The following is a 26409-nucleotide window of genomic DNA, read 5'->3' on the forward strand; positions in this document are numbered from 1 at the left end:
GGCGACGCGGGAGGCAGCGAGGAAAGGCGCGAGCAAAGGCGCGAGGAAGGACGCGACGCAGGCGACCAGGAGCGAGGCCGCGCGTGGCGGCCCGGGCCTCAGCCATGATGGGTGGCGACCGCGATCGCCGCGCAGGCGAGCAGCAGCGCGAGCCAGAGGACGACGGTGCGCATCACCAGCGATAACGCCGCGCGCACGTGTCCCGGCGCGGCCGGCTCGCCCGAGCCGAGCGTCGGGCGCGATTCGAGTTCGCCGTGATAGACGGCCGGCCCGCCGAGCAGCACGTTGAGGCTGCCCGCGCCCGCGGCCATCACCGGGCCGGCGTTCGGGCTGTCCCAGTGGCGCGCCTGGGTGCGCCAGCAGCGCCACGCGTTGACGGTGTCGCCGAGCAGCGCGTAGCTCGCGGCCGTCAGCCGGGCCGGCACCCAGTTCAGCGCGTCGTCGATGCGCGCGGCGGCCCAGCCGAAGCGCAGCAGGCGCGGCGTGCGATAGCCCCACATCGCATCGAGCGTGTTGGCGAGCCGGAACATCAGCGCACCCGGGCCGCCGGCCAACGCGAACCAGAACAGCGCGCCGAAGATCGCGTCGTTGCCGTTCTCCAGCGCCGATTCGACGGCCGCGCGCGACAGCGCCGAGGCATCGGCGTCGCGCGTGTCGCGCGAGACGATGCGGCCGGTCAGCGTGCGCGCCGCGTCGAGATCGCCGCGCGCGAGCGCCACGCCGATCGGCGCGATGTGTTCGGTCAGGCTGCGCGCACCGAGCGCGAACCACAGCAGCGCGACGTGCACGGCCGCCGCGAACGGCCAGGGCAGCAGGGCGATCAGCAGCAGCGCGGCCAGCACCGGCGGCAGCACGGCGAGGCACCAGGCCGCGACGCCGAACGGGCGGCCGAGCCGGCCTTGATTGAGCCGCGCCTCGATCGCCTGCGCCAGCTTGCCGAACGCCACGAGCGGATGCGCGCGGCGCGGCTCGCCGAACCGCCAGTCCACCAGAAACGCGGCGACGGCGAGGATCGCGACGGCCGGCAACGAGAGCATCAGCATCGCGGCTCCGTGCCCTTGATGGCCATCGGCAGGCCCGCCACCACCAGCGTCACGCGCGTGGCGAGCGCGGCGATGCGCTGGTTCAGGCGGCCCAGTTCGTCGACGTAGCGGCGCGTTTCGGCGCCGAGCGGCACCACGCCGAGCCCGATCTCGTTGCTGACCACGATCACGCGTGCGCGCGAGGCGAGCAGCGCGGCTTCGAGCGCGCCGATGCGGGCCTGCAGCGTGGCGTCGTCCACGCCCACGCCCACGCCCAGGCAGTCGGCCGGGCACAGCAGGTTGGCGAGCCACAGCGTCAGGCAGTCGATCAGCACGCAGCCGTGCGGATCGTCGAGCGCGGCGACGGCCTCGGCCAGCGTGTCGGGTGCCTCGATCAGCGCCCAGGCCGCGGGCCGGCGCGCGCGATGATGGGCGATGCGGGTGTCGAATTCGGCGTCGCCGACCGTGCGCGCGGTCGCGACATAGGTGACGGCGCGGCCGCTGTCGGCCGCGAGCCGCTCGGCGTGGGCGCTCTTGCCGGAGCGCGCGCCGCCGAGGACGAAGGTGAGGTCATGCGAAGTCATCGCGTGATTGTAACGGCGCGGGCGATAATGCGGCCTTCGCTTTCCGCCTGGCCGCCCCGCACCATGACCGCTCCCGACCGCTCGCTTCCCCCGTTTCCGCGCGGCGCGCTGATGATCCAGGGCACCACCTCCGATGCCGGCAAGAGCACGCTGGTGGCCGGGCTGTGCCGGCTGGTGCGGCGTGCGGGCGGGCGCGTCGCGCCGTTCAAGCCGCAGAACATGGCGCTCAACAGCGCGGTGACGGTGGACGGCGGCGAGATCGGCCGCGCGCAGGCGCTGCAGGCGCTGGCCGCCGGCATTCCCGCGCATACCGACCTGAACCCGGTGCTGCTCAAGCCCACCAGCGATCGCGGCTCGCAGGTCATCATCCACGGCCATGCGCGCGCCAATCTCGACGCGCGGGCCTATCACGCCTACAAGCCGGTGGCCTTCCAGGCGGTGCTCGAATCGTTCGGGCGCCTGCGCGGCGGCTACGACGCGGTGATCGTCGAAGGCGCGGGCAGCCCGGCCGAGATCAACCTGCGCGAGGGCGACATCGCCAACATGGGGTTCGCCGAGCGCGTCGATTGCCCGGTGGTGCTGGTGGCCGACATCGATCGCGGTGGGGTGTTCGCGCATCTGCTCGGCACGCTCGCGTGCCTGTCCGACAGCGAGCGCGCGCGCGTGCGCGGCTTCGTCATCAACCGCTTTCGCGGCGATCCGGCCTTGCTGAAGCCCGGCCTCGACTGGCTGGAGGCGCAAACCGGCAAGCCGGTGCTCGGCGTGGTGCCGTATCTGCATGGGCTCGCGCTCGACGCCGAGGACATGCTGCCGAGCCTCGCGCGCACCGAGGCCTCCGACCGCGCGGCCGGGGTGCTGCGGGTGGTGGTGCCGGCCGTGCCGCGCATCAGCAACCACACCGATTACGACGCGTTGCGCGCCCATCCGCGCGTCGATTTCAGCTACTGGAAGAGCGGCCCGATTCCGGCCGCCGACCTGGTGATCCTGCCCGGCTCCAAGAGCGTGCAGCGCGATCTGGCATGGCTGCGCGCGAACGGCTGGGATACCGCGCTGAAGCGGCACCTGCGCTACGGCGGCAAGGTGATCGGCATTTGCGGCGGGATGCAGATGCTCGGGCGCGGCATCGACGATCCGCACGGCGTCGAGGGCGAACCGGGCCGGGTCGAAGGCCTCGGGCTGCTCGATTTCGAAACCGAATTGCTGGCGCGCAAGACGCTCGTGAACGTCACCGGCCACCTGGCCGACGGCGGCGCGAACGTGGCCGGCTACGAGATCCATATGGGCGAGACGCGCGGTCCGGCGCTTGATGCGCCGGCGCTGCTGCTCGACGAAGCGCACGGCGAGCACGGCGTGCGCGGCGACGGCGCGCGCTCGGCCGATGGCCAGATCCTTGCCACCTACGTGCACGGCCTGTTCGATGCGCCGGCCGCCTGCGCCGCGCTGCTCGACTGGGCCGGGCTCGATGGCGCCGAGGCGGTGGACTGGGCCGCGCTGCGCGAGGCGTCGATCGAGCGGCTGGCCGATACGCTCGGCGCGCACCTCGATCTCGATCGCGTGTTCGGCGCATTTGCTTGAGGCTGGCGTGGCGGTTCGATTGATTCCTTTTGGGAAGTAATTTAAGTCTGGTTGGCGATTTTTCGGTTTCCATGGTTCGAATACAGTTCGCTCCATCCCATCCGAAACAGGAGTTCGCCATGCATCCCAACCGATCCGCCGACCTTGGCGCCACGCTGCTGCGCGTGGTGCTCGGCATCTGGTATCTCGCCCACGTCGCCCAGAAGGTGTTCGTGTTCACGCTGCCGGGCACCGCGCAGTTCTTCGTCTCGCTCGGCCTGCCGGGCTGGCTGGCGTACCTGACGACGGCCGTCGAATTGCTCGGCGGGCTCGCGCTGCTGACCGGTATTCAGGTTCGGATCGCCGCGATCGTGCTGCTGCCGTTCATGCTCGGCGCCGTGCACGCGCATTTCCCGAACGGCTTCGGCTTCGCGTCGCCGAACGGCGGCTGGGAATACCCGGCGTTCTGGGCGGCCGCGCTGGCGGTGCAGGCGCTGCTCGGTGCGGGCGCCTATGCGCTCGGCGGCAAGCGGGCCGGGGCGAACCCGGCCGCGGCGCGGCACGCGGCCTGAGCGGGCGGGGCCGGCGCGGCGGGCCTGAGGCTCACGCGTCGGCACCCGCTTTGCCGGCTGGGCCGTGAAGCTTACGCGTCGGCGCCCGCTTCGCTGTCCGGGCCGTGAAGCTCAGGCGTCGTCACCCGCTTCGCCGGCCCGCGCCTCGTCCGATCGGCAAAACGCCTCGCGCCATCGCGGTGCAGGGCGTTTTGCCGATATCATCGCTCCCTGTATCCGCAACTTTTCGCGGCGCCCCCACCGGCGCCGCGTGGCATTCCGGGGGTGTACATGACGGTGATCGTGGTGGCAAATCCGAAGGGCGGCGTCGGCAAGAGCACGCTGTCCACCAATCTGGCGGGCTTTTTCGCGGCCCAGGGCGCCTGGGTGGCGCTGGCCGATCTCGATCGCCAGCAATCCTCGCACGGCTGGCTCGGCCTGCGGCCGGCCACGCTGCCGGCGATCGAGGCCTGGGCGCTGGATCCTTCCTCGCCGGCCAAGCCGCCGCGCGGCCTCGAATACGCCGTGATCGACACGCCGGCCGGTCTGCACGGCAACCGGCTCGACGTCGCGCTCGATCTGGCCGACAAGGTGATCGTGCCGCTCCAGCCGTCGATGTTCGATATTCTCGCGACCCAGCAATTTCTCGAACGCCTGGCCACCGAAAAGGCCGTGCGCAAGGGGCATGTGCAGGTCGGCATCGTCGGCATGCGCGTCGATGCGCGCACGCGCTCGGCCGAGCAGCTCCAGCGCTTTGTCGAGGGCCTGAAGCTGCCGGTGCTCGGCTACGTGCGCGACACGCAGAACTACGTCCAGCTCGCCGCGCATGGCCTGACGCTGTGGGATGTCGCCCGGAGCCGCGTCGAGAAGGATCTCGAACAGTGGCAGCCGATCGTCGAGTGGGCGCAGGCGAAACCGGCCAAGGGCGACTGAGCCGGGCCGGCTTGCCGGCCGCCGCGTGTTTCGCGCCACAAAGCAAAAAACCCGCCGTCCGCGAGGACGACGGGTTTTTTCTTGGCGGGTCGGCCGGCCGAATACCGCGCCGGTTCAGGTCCAGGTCTGGGTCGGGACGTGATCGCGGCTGCCCTTGATCTTGTTGGCCTCGTCGACGAACACCAGGTCCGGCTTCCAGCCGGCCTTCAGGTCGGCCTCGTCCACCACCGCGAACGCGGCAATGATCACCAGGTCGCCGAGCTGCGCGCGCCGCGCGGCCGAACCGTTCAGCGAGATCATGCCGCTGCCGCGCTCGCCCTTGATCGCATAGGTCGAGAAGCGCTCGCCGTTGTTGATGTTCCAGATATCGATCCGTTCGTTTTCGACGATGTTCGACGCTTCGAGCAAATCTTCGTCGATCGCGCACGAGCCTTCGTAATGCAGCTCGCAGTGCGTGACCGTGGCGCGGTGGATCTTCGATTTCAGCATGTGACGCTGCATGGCGTGTCCTGATGCGGGTTGGGCAGAAACGGCGGCCGTCGGCCGTCAGATTTCGAGGTTGTCGATGAGGCGCGTGGCGCCCAGCTTGGCGGCGGCCAGCACCACCAGCGGTTCGCCGGCTTCGAGCTGCTCGGCGCTGGGCGCGACCAGGTTGGCGCGGCGGCGCACCGAGATGTAGTCGGGCTGCCAGCCGCGCGCGGCCAGCGCCTCGCGGGCGGCCGTCTCGACCCGGGCGATATCGCGTGTGCCGCCCAGCATCGCATCGCGCACCTGGTGCAGCGCCCGCGCCAGCTCGGGCGCCTCGGCGCGCTCGGCGGCCGACAGGAAGCGGTTGCGCGAGGACATCGCGAGGCCGTCCTCGTCGCGCACCGTTTCGGCGGCCACGATGTCCACCGGCAGCGCCAGCTGATGGCACATGCGGCGCACGATCATCAGTTGCTGGTAATCCTTCTTGCCGAACACGGCCACCTTCGGCTGCACGCAGGCCATCAGCTTGGTGACGACGGTGCACACGCCGGTGAAGAAGCCGGGGCGGAACTCGCCCTCCAGAATGCCGCCGAGGTCGTCGGGCGGCTGCACGCGGTATTCCTGCGGCTCCGGATACAGATCGCGCTCGGTCGGCGCGAACACCACGTAGACGCCTTCGTTCTGCAGCTTGTCGATGTCGTCCTGGAGCGTGCGCGGGTATTTGTCGAAATCCTCGTTCGGGCCGAATTGCAGCCGGTTCACGAAGATGCTCGCGACCACCGGGTCGCCGTGCTGGCGCGCGAGCCGCATCAGCGACAGGTGGCCCTCGTGCAGGTTGCCCATGGTCGGCACGAAGGCCGTCCGGTTCTGGCCGCGCAACTGGTCGCGCAACTCCTGGATCGTGCTGATGACTTTCATGATCGGTAAGGCGGTTCCTCGCGCGAGTGGCGCGTTGCCGCCGCGCGGGGCGCGGCGTCGTGATCGAACGGTTCGCCCGCGACCGGGCGGGGTGGCGAGCGTCGGCGATTGTAGAGGATTTGCCGTTGCGACGCATCGATAAACGCACGATCGTTCGCTTTTTATTCTGTTATTTGCCGAGGAATGGGCCGATCGTCGCGGCGTTTCGCGGCCGGGCAACGGGGGCTGGCGCGGGATCGAACGAGGCAGGGGCGAGGCCGCCGGGCACGTCGGCCGCCCCGGAAACCGGGCCGGCCGCACCGCGCGGGACGGCAGGGTTCAGGCGGGCAGGTACGCGAGCCGCACGTAGATCGGCGCGAACGGTTCGGGCTGGGTGATTTCGATGAGCGATTCGCGCGCGAGTTCGAGCATGGCGATGAAGTTGACCACCACCACGCGCACGCCGCGCGAGGTGTCGAACAATTCGGCGAACTCCATGAAGCGCACGTTCTGCAACTGGCGCAGGATCAGGCTCATGTGCTCGCGCACCGACAGTTCCTCGCGCGAGATCTTGTGATGTTGAACCAGCTTGGCGCGCTTGAGCACGTCGGCCCAGGCGGCGCGCAGGTCGTCCGAATCGACGTCGGGGAAGCGCGGCGTGATGCTCTGCTCGATATAGACATCGGCGCGCAGGAAATCGCGGCCGAGCTGCGGCAATTGGTCGAGGCGCTGCGAGGCCAGCTTCATCTGCTCGTATTCGAGCAGGCGGCGCACCAGCTCGGCCCGCGGGTCCTCGGCTTCGTCGCCGGTGTCGGCCTTCTTGACCGGCAGCAGCATGCGCGACTTGATCTCGATGAGCATCGCGGCCATCAGCAGGTATTCGGCCGCCAGTTCGAGATTCGACTCGCGGATTTGATCCACGTAGCCCAGATACTGCGCGGTGACCTCGGCCATCGGAATGTCGAGGACGTTGAAGTTCTGCTTGCGGATCAGGTACAGCAGCAGGTCGAGCGGGCCTTCGAAGGTTTCGAGGAACACCTCGAGCGCATCGGGCGGGATGTAGAGATCCTGCGGCAGCTTGAAGAGCGGCTCGCCGTACAGGCGCGCGAAGGCCGCGATGCCGTCGACCGTGTCGGGCGTCGTATCGACGCCGGCGCGCGCGGCGAGTGCGTCTTCCGGCCGGGCGGCCTCGTCGGCGGCGCTCACGGGATCAGAAGTTCTGGTAGTAGACGTAGGACGTTTGCTTGACGCGCGAGGTTTGCTGGGCCGAACGTTCGTCGAGGTCGATCGGCTGCTTGTCCCACAGCAGCGCGCGGCCCTTGCGCTGTTCGTCTTCGAGCGCCGGCTTCTGTTGCTTGAGCTGGTTCAGAAATTGCGTGACGTCGGACTGATACGACATGGTGGATTCCGTTCTGGACAGGCCAGCCGCGCGTTCGCGGGCCGCCCGAGGTGGGGATGGCGGGATTTTACCGCATCGCGGGAACAGCCGGCGCCAATCCGCGTCGAATGCGCAGCTTGCCCGAACGTCAGGACTTTTGAACATCTTTCAAGCTTTGCCCACGGAAGCGCGATGGCGCTGTGGTCAAATGTGGGCTTTTATCCGATCTATCCTCGAGGGGGCGGTATTTGACAGGGCTGGCCATTCCACCAGACGAGCGTCGCGCCGGGTGCGCGGCCGCATGCGCTCGCACGGCCTTGCGGCCGTCCCCTTCGTTGCTGTCGCTGCCGCGCCTGGCCAGGCTCACGCTCGGCGGCTGCCTGGCCGCCGCGTTCGCGATGCCGGCCTGGGCCAAGTTCGAGGTGAACATCGACGCGCCGCGCTCGGTGCGCAGCCTGCTCAAGCAGCATCTCGACCTGTCGCGCTTCGCCAAGCGCGACGATATCTCCGACGATCAGTTCGAGTTTCTGATTACCGCCACGCCGCAACAGGTGCGCGACCTGACGGCCACGGCCGGCTATTTCTCGCCGGTGGTGTCGACCGACGTGCGCACGCGCGACGGCAAGCGCTCGGTAACGATCAAGGTCGATCCGGGGCCGCAAACCGACGTGTCGGGCGTCGATCTGCAATTCCACGGCCCGGTGGGCACCGAAGATCCGAAACAGGAGACGGCCGCGCGGCTGGCGTTCTCGCTGCACGAGGGCGAACCGTTCACGCAGTCGGGCTGGGACGACGCGAAGAACGCGGCGCTGCGGCAATTGCAAGCGCGCCGCTATCTCGGCGCGAAGATCCTCGCCTCGCAGGCGCGTATCGATCCGCGCACGCGCACGGCGAAGCTGTCGGTCACGTACGACAGCGGCCCGACCTTCACGATCGGCAAGCTCGACGTGTCGGGCGTGCGCCGCTACCCGGGGCAGATCATCGACAACGTCGATCCGCTCGGGGTGGGCGAGATCTACGACGTGCAGCGCATCAACGAACTGCAGCGGCAATTGCAGAACACGCCGTATTACGCGAGCGTGGCGATCGATGTCGGTGACGACACGTCGAAGCCGGACCAGACGCCGGTGCACGTGAAGGTCAGCGAGTATCCGTACAACAGCGTGCGCGGCGGGGTGGGTTACGCCACCGACACCGGGCCGCACGTGCAGGGTTCGTACACCTATCTCGACACGTTCGGCCGCGCCTGGCCGCTGCAGATCTCGGGGCGCATCGACCAGATCCAGCAATACGGGCAGGTGCAGCTGTCGATGCCGCCGAGCCCGCACGCGTGGACCAACAGCGTGCTGGCGTCGTACACCAACACCAACGTGTCGGATGTGCGGATCTACAGTGGGCGGCTCGGCGTGCAGCGCACCAAGACCAGCCAGAACATCGATTACACGTACTCGATCATGTATTACCAGGACCGGCTCGACCAGAACGCCGCCGGCCCGACCACCAGCCGCGCGCTGGTGCCGCAATGGTCGTGGACGCGCCGCAACGTCGACGATCCGCTGTTCCCGCGCTCGGGCAACCTGATCCACGCCGAGGCCGGCTTCGCGATCAAGGGCGTGGCGACCGACCAGACCTTCATCCGCGGCTATGCACGCGGCCAGCAATACCTGCCGGTCGGCAAGCGCGATCTGGTGCTGTTCCGCGCGGAGCTGGGCGGCGTGTTCACGAGCGGCGGGTCGGCCGGCGTGCCGGCCTCGCTGCTGTTCCGCGCGGGCGGCTCGAACTCGGTGCGCGGCTACGGCTATCAGAGCATCGGCAACAACGTCGACGGCTCGGTGCTGCCGACCAAGTACCTGATGACCGCCACCGCCGAATACCAGCACTGGTTCAACCACGATTGGGGCATGGCCACCTTCTACGATCTCGGCACCGCGACCGACGATTGGGGCGACAAGGTGTTCTATCAGGGCGTGGGCGTCGGCGCGCGCTGGCGCAGCCCCGTGGGGCCGGTCAATGTCGACCTGGCCTACGGCATCCGCAACCGCAGCGTGCGTCCGTACCTGACGCTCGGCATTGCATTCTGACCAGGGTTTTCCGGATTCCAGCATGACGAAGGACGATTCCACCGTACCGCCGGCCGGCGCCACGCCGGGCGGCCCGCCACCGGGTGAGCCGCCGCAGCCGCCGTCGACCGAGCCGCCTGCATCGAACCGGCGCCGGGGCCGGCTCGGCCGCGCGCTGGCCTGGACGGCCGGCGTGCTGGTGCTGCTCGTGGTGTTGCTGGTGGGAGCGCTGGCCGCCGCCGTGCTGACCGAGCGCGGTACGCGGCTGGCCTGGAACACGGCGGTCTCGGTGTTGGGCGGCCGGCTGGCCGGCACGCTCGAAGGCGGCTCGCTCGCGCACGGCGTGCGGATCGACAGGCTGGCCTGGCTGTCGCCGGGCGGCACGGGCACCGACGTGCGGATCGACCGGGTGGAGGCGCGCTGGGCGCTGACGCGCGCGCCGCTGCGCTTCACGCTCGATTACCTGCGGGCCGGCACGATCGACGTGAGCGTGGTGCCGTCGCCGCCGAGCACCACGCCGACCGTGCTGCCGCAGAACCTGAACCTGCCGCTGCAACTGGTGCTGCGCGAGGTGCGTTTCGATACGTTGCGCATCCACCAGGCCGGTTCCACGACCGAGCTGTCGCATTTCCTGCTGCACGGCGACAGCGACGGCCGTCACCATACGCTGGCGGTCGAGCGGCTCGACACGCCGTTCGGCGCGGTGAGCGCGAACGCGCGGCTCGACGGCCAGCGGCCGTTCGCGATCGAAGGCGCGGCCACGTATTCGGGCAAGGTGTCGAAGGAGCAGGTCGATGCGCATGCCACGCTGTCCGGCTCGCTGGAGGCGCTCGGCGTCGATCTCGACGCATCGGGGATGAAGCTGGCCGGGCGCGCGCATCTCGAGGCCGCGCCGTTCGGCGCGGTGCCGCTCACGCGCGCCACGCTGGCGTTCGATCACGTGAACCCGCGTGTGCTGGTGCCGAGCGCGCCCGAGGCCGATCTGAGCATCCATGCCGATCTCGCCCCGGCGGGCGAGGCGGCGGACGCGAACGACAGCGTGTCGGCGAAGGCGCTGGCGGCGATCATGGCTTCGGAGGCTTCTGGCGCTTCCGGGGCTTCCGGGGCTTCCGCAGCCTCGGCAGGTGCGTCCGCAACTGTGGCGGGCAGCGCTGCGTCGGCTGGGAAGGTACAAGTCCAATCACAAGCGGCGGCCAAGCCTGCTTCCGGCGCCAGCGGGTCTCAAGCCGCGGCCACCGCGAACTCGCACGCGCTCGTGGTGGTCGGCAAGCTCGCCATCGTCAACGCGAAGCCGGGCACGCTGGCCGAAGGCAAGCTGCCGCTGGTTGACATCCACGCGAACCTCCATCTCGACGCCCACGCCCAACGCATCGACGATTTCGCGCTGCGCCTGCTGCGCAACGGCAGCGTGACGGGCGGCGGCGCACTGGCTTCGCCGCGCGGCCGCTTCGACCTGAACGTCGCCGACCTCGATCCGACGCTGTTCTCCAGCGCGGTGCGGCCGATGCGGCTCGGCGGCCCGGTCGCCGTGACGCTCGACAACGGTTCGCAGCGCGCCACCGTCGATCTCAAGGACCCGAAGCTCGCGCTCGGCCTGAGCGCCGACGTCACGACCGACGCCAACGCCACCACGATCAAGCGCGCGCGCGTGTCGGCCGGCAAGGGCCGTGTCGATCTGAGCGGCGTGCTCAAGCACGACAAGACGTCGAGCTACGACCTCAAGGCCGCGCTCGTCGATTTCAACCCGCTGGCGTTCTCGACGCTGACGCCGGCTGCCAAAAGCGCCCCGGTCGCCAAGGGCGGCAAGCCGGCGGTGAAGGCCGCGGCAAAGCCCGTCGGCCGCCCGGTCGATGCGCGCGTGAACGGCACGTTGACCGCCACCGGCGCGCTCGCGCCGGCGCTGTCGAGCAAGCTTCAGTTCAAGCTCGGCGAGAGCGTCTACGACGGCGTGCCGATGACCGGGCAGGGCACCTTGCAGGTGGCCGGCATGCGCCTGCTGCCGAGCACGGCCGACCTGTCGGTGGCCGGCAATCGCGTCTCGCTGAACGGCAGCTTCGGCGCACCCGGCGACCGGCTGCGCTTCGCGATCGACGCGCCGCAACTCGACCGCCTGGGCTTCGGCCTGCAAGGGCTGGTGTCGGCGCACGGCGAGCTGACCGGCAGCATCGCGCACCCGAACCTCGCCGCTGACTACCGCGCCACCGGCGTGGTGATCGGCAGCAACCGGATCGGCTCGGCGCAGGGCAGCGCCGAGATTCGCGACGGCGCGAACGGCGCGCTGGCGTTCAGCGTCGATGCGAACGACCTGGCGCTCGGCTCGCTCGACCTGAAATCGGTCAAGGCCAAGCTCGACGGCACGCGCGCGAAACACACGCTCGACGCCACCGCGCTCGGCAGCGCCGACGGCCGCGTCATCAACCTGCACGTGGCGGCGGCCGGCGGCCTGATCGAGGCGGGCGGCGCGAGCCGCTGGGACGGCACCGTCTCGCAGCTCGTCAACCGCGGCACGCCGGCGGTATCGCTCGACGCGCCGCTCACCGTGTCGGCCGGCGCGGGCCGCGTGGTGCTCGGCGCCAGCAAGCTGACGATCGAGGGCGCGGTGCTCGACCTGCGCAGCTTCGTGCTCGATCACGGCGCGCTGCGCACGGCCGGCACGCTGACCAACCTGTCGATCGCGCGCGCGTTGCAGGTGCGCGAATTCCTGACCGGCGAGCGCGCGCCCGTGCGCACCGATCTCGTGCTCGACGGCGACTGGGACCTGTCGCTCGCCAATACGGCCAGCGGGCATGTGCAGATTCGCCGCCGCTCGGGCGACGTGACGATCGAGGCCGGGCGCGGCATCGCCTCGCTCGGCATCACCGACCTGAACGCGCGCGCCGAATTCGGCGCGGGCAACCGCCTGAACGCCACGCTGCATGCGAAGGCAAGCCGGATCGGCACCGCCGACGCCACGCTCGGCATCCCGTTCGCGATGAACGACGGCACCATCGGCGTGGCCGAGAACGGGCCGCTGTCGGGCAACATCGCCGTCGACGTGCCCGCGCTGCGCACCACCGGCGGCCTGCTCGGGCCGAGCTACCTGTTCGATGGCCGCGCCGCGCTGAAGCTGACGGTGGCCGGCACGCCGGCCAAGCCCGATCTGTCGGGCGACCTGACCGGCGACAAGCTGTCGGTCACGGTGGTCGATCAGGGCGTGCAGTTGAAGGACGGCATCATCCGCGTCAAGCTGACCGACAATCTCGTCGAGTTCCAGCAGGTGGAGTTCCACGGCGCCGACGGCACGCTGCGCGCGCTCGGCCAGGTGCGGCTCGACGGCAACGCGCCCGACCTGAAGGCCAGCATCGTGGCCGACAAGCTCGAACTGTTCGCCTCGCCCGACCGCAAGCTGTCGCTGTCGGGCAGCGCCAGCATCAAGAACGACGGCCCGCGCGGCCAGCTCGCGATCGACGGCAAGTTCGCCGTCGACCAGGCGCTGTTCGACCTGCCCGAATCGTCGGCGCCGTCGCTGTCCGACGACGTCGTGATCGTGCGGCCCGACGGCACCGTGCCGGGCGAATCGAAGAACGCGGCCGGCCTGCCGAAGTCGGTTGCCGACAAGCCCGCACCCGCGCTCGGCCCGCGCGCCAACATCGACATCGACCTCGGCGACCGCTTCCGGTTCAAGGGGCACGGCGCCGATCTTGGCCTGCGCGGCACCATCACCGTGATGAGCGCGCCGGGCAATCCGCTGCGCGCGGTCGGCAACGTGCGCGTGACCGAAGGCTCGACCTACTCGACGTTCGGCCGCAAGTTGTCGATCGAAAATGGCTTCTTCACGTTCAACGGGCCGATCTCGAACCCCGGCATCAACATCCTCGCGATGCGCCGCAACCAGGAGGTGGAAGCCGGCGTGCAGGTGACCGGCACCGTGCAGGCGCCCACCGCGAAGCTGGTATCCGAGCCGAACGTGACCGATAACGAGAAGCTGTCGTGGCTGCTGTTCGGCCATGGCACCGACACCGGCAACAACCTCGGCCAGCAGAACACCATGACCACCGCGCTCGCGCTGTTGGGCAGCGCGAGCGGCAAGCGCATCGCGCAGACGGTGGGGCTCGACGAGTTCACGGTGGGCCGCAGCGACGTGGGCCTGACCGATCCGCAGGTGGTGCAGATCTCGAAGGCGATCAACGAGCGCTTCGTGCTCGGCTACGAGCAGGGGCTGCAGTCGGCCAGCAACGCGTTCAAGGCGACGCTGAACCTGTCGCGGTTCTGGGCCGTGTCGGCGTACGGCGGGACGTTCCAGGGCGTGGACCTGAACTACACGCGGCGGTTCGACAAGTGGTGGTGGGCGCGGGGGCGCAGGCAATAAAAAACCCGCTCGGGGACGAGCGGGTTTTTTGCAGGGCCGGCGCGACGGGGTGGTCCCGGGGCGCGCGGCCGTGGCGCCGGGCGTCAGCTCACGCGCATGCCCGGCTTCGCGCCGCTGTGCGGCTCGAGAATATACAGGCCCGGTTCGGCGTTCTCGTCCTTCGACGAAGCCGCCAGCACCATCCCTTCCGACATGCCGAACTTCATCTTGCGCGGTGCGAGGTTCGCGACCATCACCGTCAGCTTGCCGACCAGATCCTCCGGCTTGTAGGCCGACTTGATGCCCGAGAACACGTTGCGGGTTTTTTCCTCGCCGACGTCGAGCGTAAGCTGCAGCAGCTTGTCCGAGCCTTCCACGGCCTGACACGCGACGATCTTCGCGATGCGCAGGTCGATCTTCGTGAAATCGTCGATCGAGATGATGCCGTCGCCGGCCGGCGCGGCGGCTTCCTTGGCGGGCTTCTTCTTCGCGTCCTTGCCGTCCTTGGCGGTGGCCGTGGCGGCCGCGCCGGCTTCGCCCGCCGGGGCGAGCGAGCTGCGGTTGGCGGCCAGCAGCGCCTCGATCTGCTTCGGATCGACGCGGCTGGTCAGGTGCTGATACGCATTGACCGGTTGCGTGGACGACAGCGGCGTGGCCGCATCGGCCCAGGTCAGCGGCGCGATGCCGAGGAAGCGTTCGACCGATTCCACCAGCTTCGGCAGCACCGGCTTCAGCGCGAGCGACAGCAGGCGGAACGATTCGAGGCTCACGCTGCAGGTTTCATGCAGCGCCACGGCGTTGGCCGGGTCCTTGGCCTGCTCCCACGGCTTGGCGGTATCCACGTAGACGTTCACCGCGTCGGCCAGCTCCATCGTCTGGCGCAGCGCGCGGCCGTATTCGCGCGCTTCGTAGTGCGCGGCGATCTGCGGGATGGCGTCGCGCAGCGAGGCGATCAGCGGGTGGTTCATCGCGCTGTCCTGCACGCGGCCGCCGAAGCGCTTGAACAGGAAGTTCGCCGCCCGGCTCGCGATGTTCACGTACTTGCCGACCAGGTCGCTGTTTACGCGCGCCTGGAAATCGTCGAGGTTCAGGTCGATGTCTTCCATCGTCGCGTTCAGCTTCGCGGCGAAGTAGTAGCGCAGCCATTCCGGGTTCAGGCCGGTGTCGATCACGCTCTTGGCCGTGATGAAGGTGCCGCGCGACTTCGACATCTTCGCGCCGTCGACGGTCAGGAAGCCGTGCGCGAACACGTTGGTCGGCGTGCGATGGCCCGAGAACTCGAGCATCGCCGGCCAGAACAGCGTGTGGAAGTAGAGGATGTCCTTGCCGATGAAGTGATACTGCTCGGCGTTCGAACCGGGGCGCGTCCACGCGTCGAAATCGAGGCCGAGCTTGTCGGCCAGGTTCTTGAAGCTCGCGTAGTAGCCCACCGGCGCATCGAGCCAGACGTAGAAATACTTGCCCGGCGCGCCGGGGATCTCGAAGCCGAAGTAGGGCGCGTCGCGCGAGATGTCCCAGTCGGCGAGCTTGGCTTCGCCGTCGTCGCCGAGCCATTCGCGCATCTTGTTGGTGGCTTCGGGCTGCGCGAGGCCGCCCACCCAGCCGCGCAGGAACGATTCGCAGCGCGGGTCGGACAGCTTGAAGAAGTGGTGCGTGGAAGTCTTGCGGATCGGCTTGGCGCCCGACACGACCGAGTACGGATTCAGCAGGTCGGTCGGCAGGTAGGTCGAGCCGCACACTTCGCAGTTGTCGCCGTATTGATCCTTGGCGTGGCACTTCGGGCACTCGCCCTTGATGAAGCGGTCGGGCAGGAACATTTCCTTGACCGGATCGTAGGCCTGCTCGATGTCGCGCTCGGCGATCAGCCCGGCCTGCTTCAGCGCCAGGTAGATGTTCTCGCTGAGGACGCGGTTTTCCTCGGAATCGGTCGAATAGAAATTGTCGAACGACACGCCGAAGCTGTCGAAATCGCGCTTGTGCTCGCCCCAGACGCGCTCGATCAGCTGCCTCGGCGTCAGGCCTTCCTGTTCGGCGCGCAGCATGACCGGCGTGCCGTGCGTGTCGTCGGCGCCGATGTAATAGATCTCGTGACCGTGCATTCGCATCGTCCGCACCCAGATGTCCGTCTGGATGTACTCCACCAGATGGCCGATGTGGATTTGCCCGTTGGCGTAGGGCAGGGCGGACGTGACGAGGATCTGGCGGCGGCTCGCGGGAGCGCCGGCCGGCACGGTATTGAGATCGGATGCGGACATAGGGTCGTCAGGAAAGCCGCGGCGAGCGCGGCATGGTACGGGGGGAAACGCGTTGGAACCTGCGATTCTAGCAGGCACGACACAATCGATCGTGGCGCGGGCGGCCCGAACGGTGCTGCCGCCATCGTGTCGTGGATTTTTCGCTGGATTCGGTGCGATTCAAACCGAAATCGGTTGAATTCGTGCATCGCGCGGACATCGCCGCAACAGTCTTTCGAATGGCTTTCCGTATGCGCACGACGCGGAAATTGTTGCAGGGCAGCAGCCGAATTTCAGGCAAAAAAAACCGGGGCGACTGGTGCCCCGGAGCAACAACGACAAGAGGAGAATGGTGACGCATCTGCAATGCAACAGACGCGTACCGTAAGGAAAGACCAAGGCAAAATCAATAAGTTCGAAATTTCTTCGAATCTGCGCCGATTAGCCCAAAGTCCTTGCCCGGTATGCCTCGCGTGTCGTTACTGTTGCGGTTGCTGCGGCGCGCGCAGGTAGATTTCGACGCGGCGGTTCTGGGCGCGGCCGGCTTCGGTGGCGTTGTCGGCCACCGGGTTCGAGGCACCCATGCCTTGGGCCGACAGGCGGCCACCGTTGACGCCGCGCTGCACCATCGCCGTCACGACGCTTTGCGCGCGGTTCTGCGACAGCGTCTGGTTATGCGCGGCCGAGCCGGTGCTGTCGGTGTAGCCCACCACCGCCGCGGTGATCTGCGGGTTCTGGTTCAGCGAGGAAGACAGATCGTTGAGCAGCGGCGCGAAGGCCGGCGTGATCGCGTATTGATCGGTTGCGAACGTCACCGAGCTCGGCACGTTCAGCTTCAGCGAGCCGTCCGGCTGTTCCGTCACTTGCGTGCCGGTGCGTTGCGCCGACGGGGCGATGCGGTTCTTGATCGCCTGCCAGTTGTAGCCGGTCACGCCGCCTGCCAGCGCGCCGATGCCGGCGCCGATCGCCGCGCCCTTGCCGCCGCCCGCCAGCGCGCCGATGCCGGCGCCGAGCGCGGCGCCGGCACCGGTGCCGACCGCGGTGTTGTTGCCCTGCGGGGAGGCGCAACCGGCGAGCAGCGCGCCGGCAAGAGCGAAGACGGACAAGCGCGTCGCGATTTTGGTATTCATGTCGAGTTCCTCTCTGAATTGAACGAGTCGGTCACTACGCGGTGCGACGCCTCGGCAACGAGACGCCGCCGGCAGGCTGCATGCCCCGTTCGAGACCAAGGCTGTTCGGACGAAGCAGCGTCCAGCCTCTACAATATAGGCGTTGCGGGGCCGATGTGGCCCCGAGGTGCACCGCTGGCGATCATTGCGCCCCCGCCGTTTTCGCGCAATGACGTGCAATAAATTCTTTCACTTTTCTTGCCTGCCGCGCTCTCGTCGGAGGATTGACGGCGTTGCGAAGGCAGCATCGCCGGCTGCGCGGCACGCCTCGCGCGGCATGGCGAACCACGATTCCACGGAGTTTCGATGAGTATTGAACGGGCCACTGTCGACGCCGCGCTCGCGGCGCTCGTCGATCCCAACACGAACCGCCCCTACGCGGCGGGCAAGGGTATTCGCGACGTCGCGATCGATGGCGACACCGTCACGCTGACGGTGGTGCTCGGCTATCCGGCGCGCAGCCAGCACGAGGCGGTGCGCCAGTGCATGGCCGAGGCGCTGGCTCGGGTGCCGGGCGTGCGCGCGGCGCGCGTGGCGGTCGAGCAGGACATCGTGACGCACACTGTGCAGCGCGGCGTGAAGTTGCTGCCGAACGTCAAGAACATCGTCGCGGTGGCCTCGGGCAAGGGCGGCGTGGGCAAGAGCACCACCGCCGTCAACCTGGCGCTCGCGCTGGCCCAGGAAGGCGCCACGGTCGGCATCCTCGATGCGGACATCTACGGCCCGTCGCTGCCGACCATGCTCGGCGTGCAGGGCCGCCCCGAGTCGCCCGACAACCAGTCGATGAACCCGATGATGGGCCACGGCCTGCAGGCCAACTCGATCGGCTTCCTGATCGACGAGGACAACCCGATGGTCTGGCGCGGCCCGATGGCCACCTCGGCGCTGGAACAATTGCTGCGACAGACCAACTGGCGCGACCTCGATTACCTGATCGTCGACATGCCGCCGGGCACCGGCGACATCCAGTTGACGCTGGCCCAGCGCGTGCCGGTGACGGGCGCGGTGATCGTCACCACGCCGCAGGACATCGCGTTGCTCGACGCCAAGAAGGGCTTGAAGATGTTCGAGAAGGTCGGCATCCCGATCCTCGGGCTGGTCGAGAACATGAGCATCCACGTGTGCTCGAACTGCGGCCACGAAGAGCACATCTTCGGCTCGGGCGGCGCGGCACAGATGGCGACCGAATACGGCGCGCCGGTGCTCGGCAGCCTGCCGCTCGACATCGCGATCCGCCAGCAGGCCGACAGCGGCACGCCCACCGTGGTGGCCGCGCCCGATTCGGCCGTGGCGGCGCGTTATCGCGAGATCGCGCGCAAGGTGGCGATCGCGATCGCGGAGCGTTCGAAGGACATGACGTCGAAATTCCCGTCGATCGTGGTTCAGAATACGTAAAACCCTGTCCTTCCTGCTGTTTCACGCGCCGGAACCCGGGGTATGATGGCGACTTTCCCCTGGTCCCCTTTTTTCAGGCCTGCGGGCGCGCTTATCCGGCGCGTGCGCCGGCGTGAGGATCGCATGAAACAACGATTCGACGGGACGGCCTGCGCCACCGCGCTCGCCGTTCTGGCCGCGATGGTCGTGCTGAACGGCTGCATGTCCTTCGCGTCGACCCACGAAAAGCGCGCCACCGCGCTGCTGCAACCCACGTTCGGCAGCCAGACGCGCGGCGCGCTGACCTTCGTCGAGCGCCCCGACGGCGTACAGGTGTCCTACAACTTCGTCGGCTTGCCGCCCGATACCGATCACGCGCTGCAGGTGCACGACCGCGGCGACTGCAACGCCGTGGACGGCGCCAGCGCCGGCCCGGTGTTCGCGCCCTCGGCCGACCGGCTGCGCGCCGGCGCGCGGGTGGCGGGCGATCTCGGCAATATCCACGCGGATTCCAACGGCGTCGCCGCCGGCTTCATCGTCGCGCCCGACGTGGCGCTCGACGGCGTGCGCTCGGTGTTCGGCCGCTCGGTGCTGATCCACCGCGACGCGGGCGACCCCGCCTTCCCGCAGCACGGCGCCGGCCCCGGCCTGGCGTGCGGCGTCGTCAGGCCGTGACGCAAGCTCGCGCGCCGGCCGTGATCGCGTAAAATGTGCGCCTTTCCTTGCCACCGGGCATGCCCGGTGGCGCGACCCCGATCTGTAGCCTTATCTGGCGCCTTCTTATGAGCATCAAGTCCGACAAGTGGATTCGGCGCATGGCCGAACAACACAAGATGATCGAGCCGTTCGTGCCCGGTCAGGTGCGCGAGTCCGAGGACGGCCGCAGGATCGTCAGCTACGGCACCTCGAGCTACGGCTACGACATCCGCTGCGCGGACGAATTCAAGATCTTCACCAACATCAATTCGACCATCGTCGACCCGAAGAACTTCGACGAAGGCTCGTTCGTCGACTTCAAGGGCGATGTGTGCATCATCCCGCCGAACTCGTTCGCGCTGGCCCGCACCGTCGAATATTTCCGCATTCCGCGCACGGTGCTGACCGTCTGCCTCGGCAAGTCGACCTACGCGCGTTGCGGCATCATCGTCAACGTCACGCCGTTCGAGCCCGAATGGGAAGGCTACGTGACGCTCGAATTCTCGAACACCACGCCGCTGCCGGCGAAGATCTACGCGAACGAAGGCGTCGCGCAGGTGCTGTTCTTCGAGAGCGACGAAGTGTGCGAAGTGTCCTACGCCGATCGCGGCGGCAAATACCAGGGCCAGCGTGGTGTCACGCTGCCGAAAACCTGATCTGGTTGGATACACGTTTTGCCAACCGGTTACCGGGTGACCGCTGCGCTTGACGCGCCGCGGTCGTTCTTTTTGGAGATTCGCCCATGAAGTTTCGCTTCCCCGTCGTCATCATCGATGAAGACTTCCGCTCCGAGAACATTTCGGGCTCCGGCATTCGCGCATTGGCCGAAGCGCTCGAAAAAGAGGGCGTCGAGGTCAACGGTCTGACGAGCTACGGCGATCTGACGTCGTTCGCGCAACAGTCGAGCCGGGCGTCGTGCTTCATCCTGTCGATCGACGACGACGAGCTGATGCTCGGCGAAACCGGCCCGGACGGCGAGCTGCCCGAACTGGCCACGGCGATCATCGAGCTGCGCGCGTTCGTGACCGAAGTGCGCCGCCGCAATGCCGACATTCCCATCTTCCTGTACGGCGAGACGCGCACCTCGCGCCATATCCCGAACGACGTGCTGCGCGAGCTGCACGGCTTCATCCACATGTTCGAGGACACCCCCGAGTTCGTCGCGCGGCACATCATCCGCGAAACCAAGGTGTACCTCGATTCGCTGGCGCCGCCGTTCTTCAAGGAACTGGTCAAGTACGCCGACGAAGGTTCGTACTCGTGGCACTGCCCGGGGCACTCGGGCGGCGTGGCGTTCCTGAAGAACCCGCTCGGCCAGATGTTCCACCAGTTCTTCGGCGAGAACATGCTGCGCGCCGACGTGTGCAACGCCGTGGACGAACTCGGCCAGCTGCTCGACCACACCGGGCCGGTGGCCGCGTCCGAGCGCAACGCCGCGCGCATCTTCAGCGCCGACCACCTGTTCTTCGTGACCAACGGCACGTCCACCTCGAACAAGATCGTCTGGCACGCCACCGTGGCGCCGGGCGACATCGTGCTGGTCGACCGCAACTGTCACAAGTCGATCCTGCATGCGATCACCATGACGCACGCGATTCCCGTGTTCCTGACGCCCACGCGCAATCACTTCGGCATCATCGGCCCGATTCCGCGCGACGAATTCAAGCCGGAAAACATCCGCAAGAAGATCGAGGCGAACCCGTTCGCGCGCGAGGCGCTGAAGAAGAACCCGAACGCGAAGCCGCGCATCCTGACGATCACGCAGAGCACGTACGACGGCGTGATCTACAACGTCGAGCAGATCAAGGATCTGCTCGGCGACCTGCTCGACACGCTGCACTTCGACGAAGCGTGGCTGCCGCACGCCGAATTCCACGAGTTCTACCAGGACATGCACGCGATCGGCGCGGGCCGCCCGCGCACCGGTTCGCTGGTGTTCGCGACGCACTCCACGCACAAGCTGCTGGCCGGCATCTCGCAGGCCTCGCAGATCGTCGTGCAGGATTCGGAGAACCGCACGTTCGACAAGCATCGCTTCAACGAGGCTTACCTGATGCACACCTCCACCAGCCCGCAGTACGCGATCATCGCCTCGTGCGACGTCGCGGCCGCGATGATGGAGGCGCCCGGCGGCCCGGCGTTGGTCGAGGAATCGATCGCCGAGGCGATCGATTTCCGCCGCGCGATGCGCAAGGTCGACGCCGAATACGGCGACGACTGGTTCTTCTCGGTGTGGGGCCCGGACACGCTGCCGGACGAAGGCATCGGCTCGCGCGAGGACTGGATCCTGCGCCCGAACGATCGCTGGCACGGCTTCGGCAATCTGGCCGAAGGCTTCAACATGCTCGACCCGATCAAGGCGACGATCATCACGCCGGGGCTCGACGTGGATGGCGAATTCGGCGAAACGGGCATCCCGGCCGCGATCGTCACGAAGTATCTGGCCGAGCACGGCATCATCGTCGAGAAAACCGGCCTGTACTCGTTCTTCATCATGTTCACGATCGGCATCACGAAGGGCCGCTGGAACTCGATGGTGACCGAGCTGCAGCAGTTCAAGGACGATTACGACAACAACCAGCCGCTGTGGCGCGTGCTGCCGGAATTCGTCGCGCAGTATCCGATCTACGAGCGCGTGGGCCTGCGCGATCTGTGCGCGCAGATCCACGACGTGTACCGCGCCAACGACATCGCCCGCCTGACGACCGAGATGTACCTGTCGGACATGGAGCCGGCGATGAAGGCGTCCGACGCGTTCGCCAAGCTCGCGCACCGCGAGATCGACCGCGTGCCGCTCGACGAACTCGAAGGCCGCGTGACCAGCATCCTGCTGACGCCGTACCCGCCGGGCATTCCGCTGCTGATCCCGGGCGAGCGCTTCAACGCGACCATCGTCAGCTACCTGCGGTTCGCGCGCGACTTCAACGAGCGCTTCCCGGGCTTCCATACCGATGTGCACGGGCTGGTGGCCGAGGAAGTGAACGGGCGCGTCGAGTACTACGTCGATTGCGTGCGCGACTGACGATGAGCGGCTTCGCGATCTTCAGTCCGGGCCGCCGCGCGCTGCGTGCGCGGGCGGTGGCCGCGGCGGCGCTGGTCGTGGCCGGCTGGTTCGGCGCGGCGGCGCCGGTGCCGGCGCATGCCGAGGTGGCGGCCGCCGATCCGATCGATGTCGCGATGCGCCAGTGTCTGGCACGGCGCGACCGTTCCTCGACGGTCGGCCAGATCCAGTGCATGGACGAGGCCCGCGCGCAGTGGCTGAGTGCCGTGGACGACGCGTTCAAGCAATTGGGCACGGTGGAGCCGGCCAGCGCCAGGCGGGGCTGGCAGGAAAGCCAGCGGCGCTGGCTGCTGTGGCGCAATGACGAGACGCTGCTGACGCAGGCGGTGTACGCCACCACCTCCGGCACGATGTATGCGCTGGCCAGCGCCGACATGCGCATCCAGCCGGTGCGCGATCGCGCGCTGTCGCTGCGCGACGCGGCCGATCGCTACAGCAAGCCGAACGGCGGCGCCGACGCCGTGCATCGCGTGCGCGCCTGTTCGGACGATGCCGCCTGCGAGCACGCGCTGTTCGACCTGAACCGCTATTACGTGAAGCTGCAAAAGCGCATGCCGGCGCGCGGCCGGCCGGTGCTGGTGCGGGCGCAGCGCGCCTGGGTCAGCTTCCGTGACGGCACCACGCCGATGATCAGCGAGCAGCAGCGCGTCGATCTGATCGGCGCGCGCGTGGCCACGCTCAAGCGTCTGTCCGAGACGGTCAACAACAAGTGACGGCGGGCGCGTCATGCGCCTGCTTTCGCTTCAGCCCGGGCGCCCCACCGCGCTGTCGGCGGCGAATTCCCCCACCACGCGTTGCCAGTCGAGCCGCTCGATCACGTCGCGGAACGCGCTGGCGGTCTGGCGCATGCCGAGATCGCGACCCGTTTCATCGAGCAGCATCACGTTGCTGCGCACGTCGTCGTCGGCTAGCGCGGTGCGCCCGCATTCGTCGACGAACCAGTCCCAGCCCACCGTGATGTAGCGGCAGGTGTCGCTGCGGCATTCCCATTCCGTGATGCCGGCGCAGCGCGCCATGATGTTGCCGACGTTCAGTTCGTCGAGCAGGCTGCGGTCGAGTTCGGTCGCGCGGTGCGCGAAGCTGAGCACCCGCAATTGATGCCGGGGAAGCCGGACATAGCCGTCGTTCGGCATGCGGTTCTGCGAGATGACGTGCATATTCGATATAAGGTTCGTCGATTTTCCGATAAGGATGATTTGGATTGCCAACTAAATTCGCGACCATGTAAACACATCGGCGCGCGGGCAATAACTGTCAGTTCTGGCAGGAGAGGGTTTTTGCGTAATCAATTGCGTTCGCAATTGATGAGGGCGTTGCCGTTATGCCTCTTACAGAACGCCGGCGAAAAAAACAAAACCCCACGTTCCGCAGAACGTGGGGTCGAAACCGGCGCGTGACGTTCCGGTCAGGCGAGCGCGGCGCGCGCCGCGGCGATGGCCGCGCGCACCTGGTCGGGCGCGGTGCCCCCCGGGTGATTGCGGCTTGCCACCGAGCCTTCGAGGGTCAGGTAGCCAAACACGTCGTCGCCGAGCAGATGCGCGACGTTCGGCAGATCCTGCTTCATCTGTTCGAGCGTCAGGTCGGCCAGGTCGATGCCGCGGTCGTCGCAGATCTTCACGGCGTGCGCGACGGCTTCGTGCGCGTCGCGGAACGGCAGGCCGCGCTTGACGAGGTAGTCGGCGAGATCGGTGGCGGTCGAGAAGCCCTGCAGTGCGGCGGCGCGCATCGCCTCGGCCTTGACCGTGATGCCGGCCACCATTTCGGCGAAGATCCGCAGCGTGTCGGCAACGGTATCGACCGTGTCGAACAGCGGTTCCTTGTCTTCCTGGTTGTCCTTGTTGTACGCGAGCGGCTGGCCCTTCATCAGCGTCAGCAGCGCCATCAGGTGGCCGTTCACGCGGCCGGTCTTGCCGCGCGCGAGCTCGGGCACGTCCGGGTTCTTCTTCTGCGGCATGATCGACGAGCCGGTGCAGAAGCGGTCGGCGATGTCGATGAAGCCGACGCGCGGGCTCATCCACAGCACGAGTTCTTCCGAGAAGCGCGAGACGTGCGTCATGACGAGCGCGGCCGCGGCCGTGAATTCGATCGCGAAATCGCGATCCGACACGGCGTCGAGCGAGTTCGTGCAGATGCCGTCGAAGCCGAGCGTGGCGGCCACGGCGTGACGATCGATCGGGTAGCTGGTGCCGGCCAGCGCGGCGGCGCCCAGCGGCAGGCGGTTCACGCGGGCGCGGCAGTCGCGCATGCGGCCGGCGTCGCGCGTGAACATTTCCACGTAGGCGAGCAGGTGATGGCCGAACGTGACCGGCTGCGCGACCTGCAGGTGCGTGAAGCCCGGCATGATCGTGGCGGCGTGTTGTTCGGCGAGGTCGAGCAGGGCGCCGCGCAGGTCGGTCAGCAGGCCGCCGATGCGGTCGATTTCGCCGCGCAGCCACAGGCGGATGTCGGTGGCCACCTGGTCGTTGCGCGAACGGCCCGTGTGCAGGCGCTTGCCGGCGTCGCCGATCAGCGCGGTCAGGCGCGCTTCGATGTTGAGGTGGACGTCTTCGAGGTCGAGCTGCCATTCGAATTCGCCACGCTCGATTTCGCCCTGGATCTGCGTCATGCCGCGCTCGATCGCGGCGAAGTCGTCGGCGTGGATGATCTTCTGCGCGGCGAGCATCTTCGCGTGCGCGAGCGAGCCGGCGATGTCGACGAGGGCCAGGCGCTTGTCGAAGAACACCGACGACGTGTAGCGCTTGACCAGCTCCGACATCGGTTCCGAGAAGCGGGCCGACCAGGCCTCGCCCTTTTTGTGCAATTGGGACGTCATGGCGATTCGTAAGGAGAGTGGAGCGGCGCGAGCCGCAGAGCAGATGCGGATTCTAGCATTCGACGGTGCGCGGGCCGGCCCGCAGCGGGCGGTCGGCGCCGTGGTGGCGGGTGTGGTTGCCTACGGCGCGCGCAGCACCACGGTGGTCGATGGCGCTGCCGTTGCTCACGGCGTGGGCGGCGCCACGGTGGCTGGCGCGGCGTACCGGGACGATGGCGGGTGCCGTTGCTTACGGCGTGGGCGTCACCACGGTGGCCGACGGCGTGCCGGGAATCAGCATCACGAATTTCAGATCTTCACGATGGGCGGGCTTCAGCGTGGTCTGCTGATAGACGACGCGGCCGTCGCGCGGATGGTCGAACGCACGCTCGCCGCCCTCGCGCTCGACCACGTCCTGCGAGGCCCAGTAGTGCGCGAATGCCTCGCTGCCGGCCACCAGCGAATCGATCAGCGTGCGGGTGGGCGCGTCGTTCAGGTGCCGGATCGAATCGGCGCGGAATTCGGCCACCAGCCGGCGCGCGCGCGTATCCCAATCGACGATCAGCGTACGTGCGGCCGGCGACATGAACGTGAAGCGCAGCAGGTTGCGATCCTGTTCGCCGCCGTTGCCAAGGTCGCCCGGCTGGTCGAGCCAGCCCGTAAACAGCGCGGTGGCCGGCTCGTTCCAGGCCAGTGCGTTCCATTGGCGATCGAGCACGTAGGCCGGCGCGGCGACCAGCCGGACGGCTGCCACCAGGGTGTCGGGCACATCGGCGGTGGCCAGCTCCGGCTCGGCCGGATCGCGCTGGGCGGCCAGTTCGAACAGGTAGGCGCGTTCGGCGCGCGACAGGCGCAGCGCCACGGCGATACGCGCCAGCGCTTCAGCGGAGGCCGACACCTGCCGGCCTTGCTCGATCCAGGTGTACCAGGTCGGGCTGACGCCGCAGAGCTGCGCGACTTCCTCGCGGCGCAGGCCCGGCGTGCGGCGGCGCGGGCCGGGCGGCAGGCCGACGGCTTCGGGCGTGAGGCGCTCGCGGTGGGCGCGGATGAAATCGCCGAGCGCGCGGGCGGGCGTGGCGTCGAGCGGGGGCGGGGCGGAACGGGACGGACTCATCGGATCGCGATGCGGCGGGGGATCGGAAACTCGAAAACTTGGAAAGCGACGGAAGCGGGTGCTGTCGATACCGGGATAGTGCCGGCCCTGGTACTGGTACCCGTGCGAGCGCCATTGTAGCGGGTCGCCGGGTGCGATGCCGCGACCGGGGCTGCGAACGGGCTGCAACCGGGGCTGCAAGCGGGGCTGCGAGCGG

At 68.2% G+C, this 26409-nt stretch carries 21 protein-coding genes; 10 read left to right on the forward strand and 11 right to left on the reverse strand.

The window, feature by feature from the left end:
• Positions 1 to 98 precede the first annotated feature (98 nt).
• Together cbiB and cobU are read right to left on the reverse strand one after the other, a co-directional pair.
• Entirely contained in the window at positions 99 to 1043 is a 945-nt protein-coding gene (cbiB, locus tag AB4851_RS20170; RefSeq protein ID WP_414451201.1) for an adenosylcobinamide-phosphate synthase CbiB, read from the reverse strand.
• Positions 1037 to 1606: a bifunctional adenosylcobinamide kinase/adenosylcobinamide-phosphate guanylyltransferase gene (gene cobU / locus AB4851_RS20175; RefSeq protein ID WP_414451202.1), complete on the reverse strand. Its 570-nt coding sequence runs from the start codon at positions 1604 to 1606 to the stop codon at positions 1037 to 1039. Before cobU ends, cbiB begins: the two co-directional genes overlap by 7 nt.
• A 63-nt stretch (positions 1607 to 1669) precedes the next feature.
• Between cobU and AB4851_RS20180 the strand changes: the two genes are divergently transcribed.
• The 3 genes from AB4851_RS20180 to AB4851_RS20190 all read left to right on the forward strand — a co-directional run bounded on the left by AB4851_RS20180 (position 1670) and on the right by AB4851_RS20190 (position 4644).
• Positions 1670 to 3181 (forward strand): cobyric acid synthase, encoded by a 1512-nt coding sequence (locus AB4851_RS20180; RefSeq protein ID WP_414451203.1) that lies wholly within the window; start codon positions 1670 to 1672, stop codon positions 3179 to 3181.
• A 119-nt stretch (positions 3182 to 3300) separates the two neighbouring features.
• Positions 3301 to 3732, forward strand: a complete 432-nt coding sequence (locus AB4851_RS20185) for a DoxX family protein (RefSeq protein ID WP_414451204.1) — start codon at positions 3301 to 3303, stop codon at positions 3730 to 3732.
• A gap of 270 nt (positions 3733 to 4002) precedes the next feature.
• Positions 4003 to 4644, forward strand: a complete 642-nt coding sequence (locus tag AB4851_RS20190; protein WP_414442824.1) for a ParA family protein — start codon at positions 4003 to 4005, stop codon at positions 4642 to 4644.
• A 114-nt stretch (positions 4645 to 4758) separates the two neighbouring features.
• Here AB4851_RS20190 and panD read toward each other — a convergent pair whose 3' ends face one another.
• The 4 genes from panD to AB4851_RS20210 form a co-directional block, all read right to left on the reverse strand.
• Positions 4759 to 5145 (reverse strand): aspartate 1-decarboxylase, encoded by a 387-nt coding sequence (panD, locus tag AB4851_RS20195; RefSeq protein ID WP_414442823.1) that lies wholly within the window; start codon positions 5143 to 5145, stop codon positions 4759 to 4761.
• Between the two features lie 45 nt (positions 5146 to 5190).
• The gene (panC, locus tag AB4851_RS20200) at positions 5191 to 6030 is read right to left on the reverse strand and encodes a pantoate--beta-alanine ligase (protein WP_414451205.1); all 840 of its coding nucleotides are present in this window, start codon (positions 6028 to 6030) and stop codon (positions 5191 to 5193) included.
• A gap of 318 nt (positions 6031 to 6348) precedes the next feature.
• A complete protein-coding gene (locus AB4851_RS20205) occupies positions 6349 to 7215 on the reverse strand; it encodes a segregation and condensation protein A (protein ID WP_414442821.1) in 867 nt (288 codons plus the stop codon).
• Between the two features lie 4 nt (positions 7216 to 7219).
• Positions 7220 to 7408, reverse strand: coding sequence for a DUF3460 family protein (locus AB4851_RS20210; RefSeq protein ID WP_414442820.1), 189 nt, complete (start codon positions 7406 to 7408; stop codon positions 7220 to 7222).
• 377 nt (positions 7409 to 7785) lie between these two features.
• Between AB4851_RS20210 and AB4851_RS20215 the strand changes: the two genes are divergently transcribed.
• Both AB4851_RS20215 and AB4851_RS20220 read left to right on the forward strand, forming a co-directional pair.
• Positions 7786 to 9468: an autotransporter assembly complex protein TamA gene (locus AB4851_RS20215; RefSeq protein ID WP_414451901.1), complete on the forward strand. Its 1683-nt coding sequence runs from the start codon at positions 7786 to 7788 to the stop codon at positions 9466 to 9468.
• Between the two features lie 22 nt (positions 9469 to 9490).
• Positions 9491 to 13795, forward strand: a complete 4305-nt coding sequence (locus AB4851_RS20220; RefSeq protein ID WP_414451206.1) for a translocation/assembly module TamB domain-containing protein — start codon at positions 9491 to 9493, stop codon at positions 13793 to 13795.
• A gap of 83 nt (positions 13796 to 13878) precedes the next feature.
• Here the strand turns inward: AB4851_RS20220 and metG are convergent, their stop codons facing one another.
• Together metG and AB4851_RS20230 are read right to left on the reverse strand one after the other, a co-directional pair.
• The gene (gene metG / locus AB4851_RS20225; RefSeq protein ID WP_414451207.1) at positions 13879 to 16029 is read right to left on the reverse strand and encodes a methionine--tRNA ligase; all 2151 of its coding nucleotides are present in this window, start codon (positions 16027 to 16029) and stop codon (positions 13879 to 13881) included.
• A gap of 458 nt (positions 16030 to 16487) precedes the next feature.
• Positions 16488 to 17138 carry an OmpA family protein gene (locus AB4851_RS20230; RefSeq protein ID WP_414451208.1) on the reverse strand — a complete coding sequence of 217 codons (651 nt, stop codon included), beginning with the start codon at positions 17136 to 17138 and terminating at the stop codon, positions 16488 to 16490.
• 345 nt (positions 17139 to 17483) lie between these two features.
• On the opposite strand from AB4851_RS20230, the gene apbC reads away from it, so the two are divergent.
• From apbC to AB4851_RS20255, 5 genes are all read left to right on the forward strand, one after another.
• Positions 17484 to 18572, forward strand: coding sequence for an iron-sulfur cluster carrier protein ApbC (gene apbC, locus AB4851_RS20235; protein ID WP_414442816.1), 1089 nt, complete (start codon positions 17484 to 17486; stop codon positions 18570 to 18572).
• Between the two features lie 123 nt (positions 18573 to 18695).
• A complete protein-coding gene (locus AB4851_RS20240; RefSeq protein WP_414451209.1) occupies positions 18696 to 19226 on the forward strand; it encodes a superoxide dismutase family protein in 531 nt (176 codons plus the stop codon).
• A 107-nt stretch (positions 19227 to 19333) separates the two neighbouring features.
• Positions 19334 to 19903, forward strand: coding sequence for a dCTP deaminase (gene dcd, locus AB4851_RS20245; RefSeq protein WP_414442814.1), 570 nt, complete (start codon positions 19334 to 19336; stop codon positions 19901 to 19903).
• Between the two features lie 86 nt (positions 19904 to 19989).
• Entirely contained in the window at positions 19990 to 22269 is a 2280-nt protein-coding gene (locus tag AB4851_RS20250; protein ID WP_414442813.1) for an Orn/Lys/Arg decarboxylase N-terminal domain-containing protein, read from the forward strand.
• A gap of 2 nt (positions 22270 to 22271) precedes the next feature.
• A complete protein-coding gene (locus AB4851_RS20255) occupies positions 22272 to 23021 on the forward strand; it encodes a lysozyme inhibitor LprI family protein (RefSeq protein WP_414451210.1) in 750 nt (249 codons plus the stop codon).
• Between the two features lie 30 nt (positions 23022 to 23051).
• Here the strand turns inward: AB4851_RS20255 and AB4851_RS20260 are convergent, their stop codons facing one another.
• The 3 genes from AB4851_RS20260 to AB4851_RS20270 all read right to left on the reverse strand — a co-directional run bounded on the left by AB4851_RS20260 (position 23052) and on the right by AB4851_RS20270 (position 26213).
• Positions 23052 to 23465, reverse strand: a complete 414-nt coding sequence (locus tag AB4851_RS20260; protein ID WP_414451211.1) for a DUF4902 domain-containing protein — start codon at positions 23463 to 23465, stop codon at positions 23052 to 23054.
• Positions 23466 to 23713: 248 nt separating this feature from the next.
• Complete coding sequence (gene argH / locus AB4851_RS20265; protein ID WP_414451212.1) at positions 23714 to 25120, reverse strand: argininosuccinate lyase; 1407 nt, start codon at positions 25118 to 25120, stop codon at positions 23714 to 23716.
• Between the two features lie 229 nt (positions 25121 to 25349).
• The gene (locus tag AB4851_RS20270) at positions 25350 to 26213 is read right to left on the reverse strand and encodes a helix-turn-helix transcriptional regulator (protein WP_414451213.1); all 864 of its coding nucleotides are present in this window, start codon (positions 26211 to 26213) and stop codon (positions 25350 to 25352) included.
• Positions 26214 to 26409: the final 196 nt, after the last annotated feature.

The sequence above is a fragment of the Burkholderia sp. 22PA0099 genome, from assembly GCF_047497165.1.
In the GTDB taxonomy this organism is placed as follows: domain Bacteria; phylum Pseudomonadota; class Gammaproteobacteria; order Burkholderiales; family Burkholderiaceae; genus Burkholderia.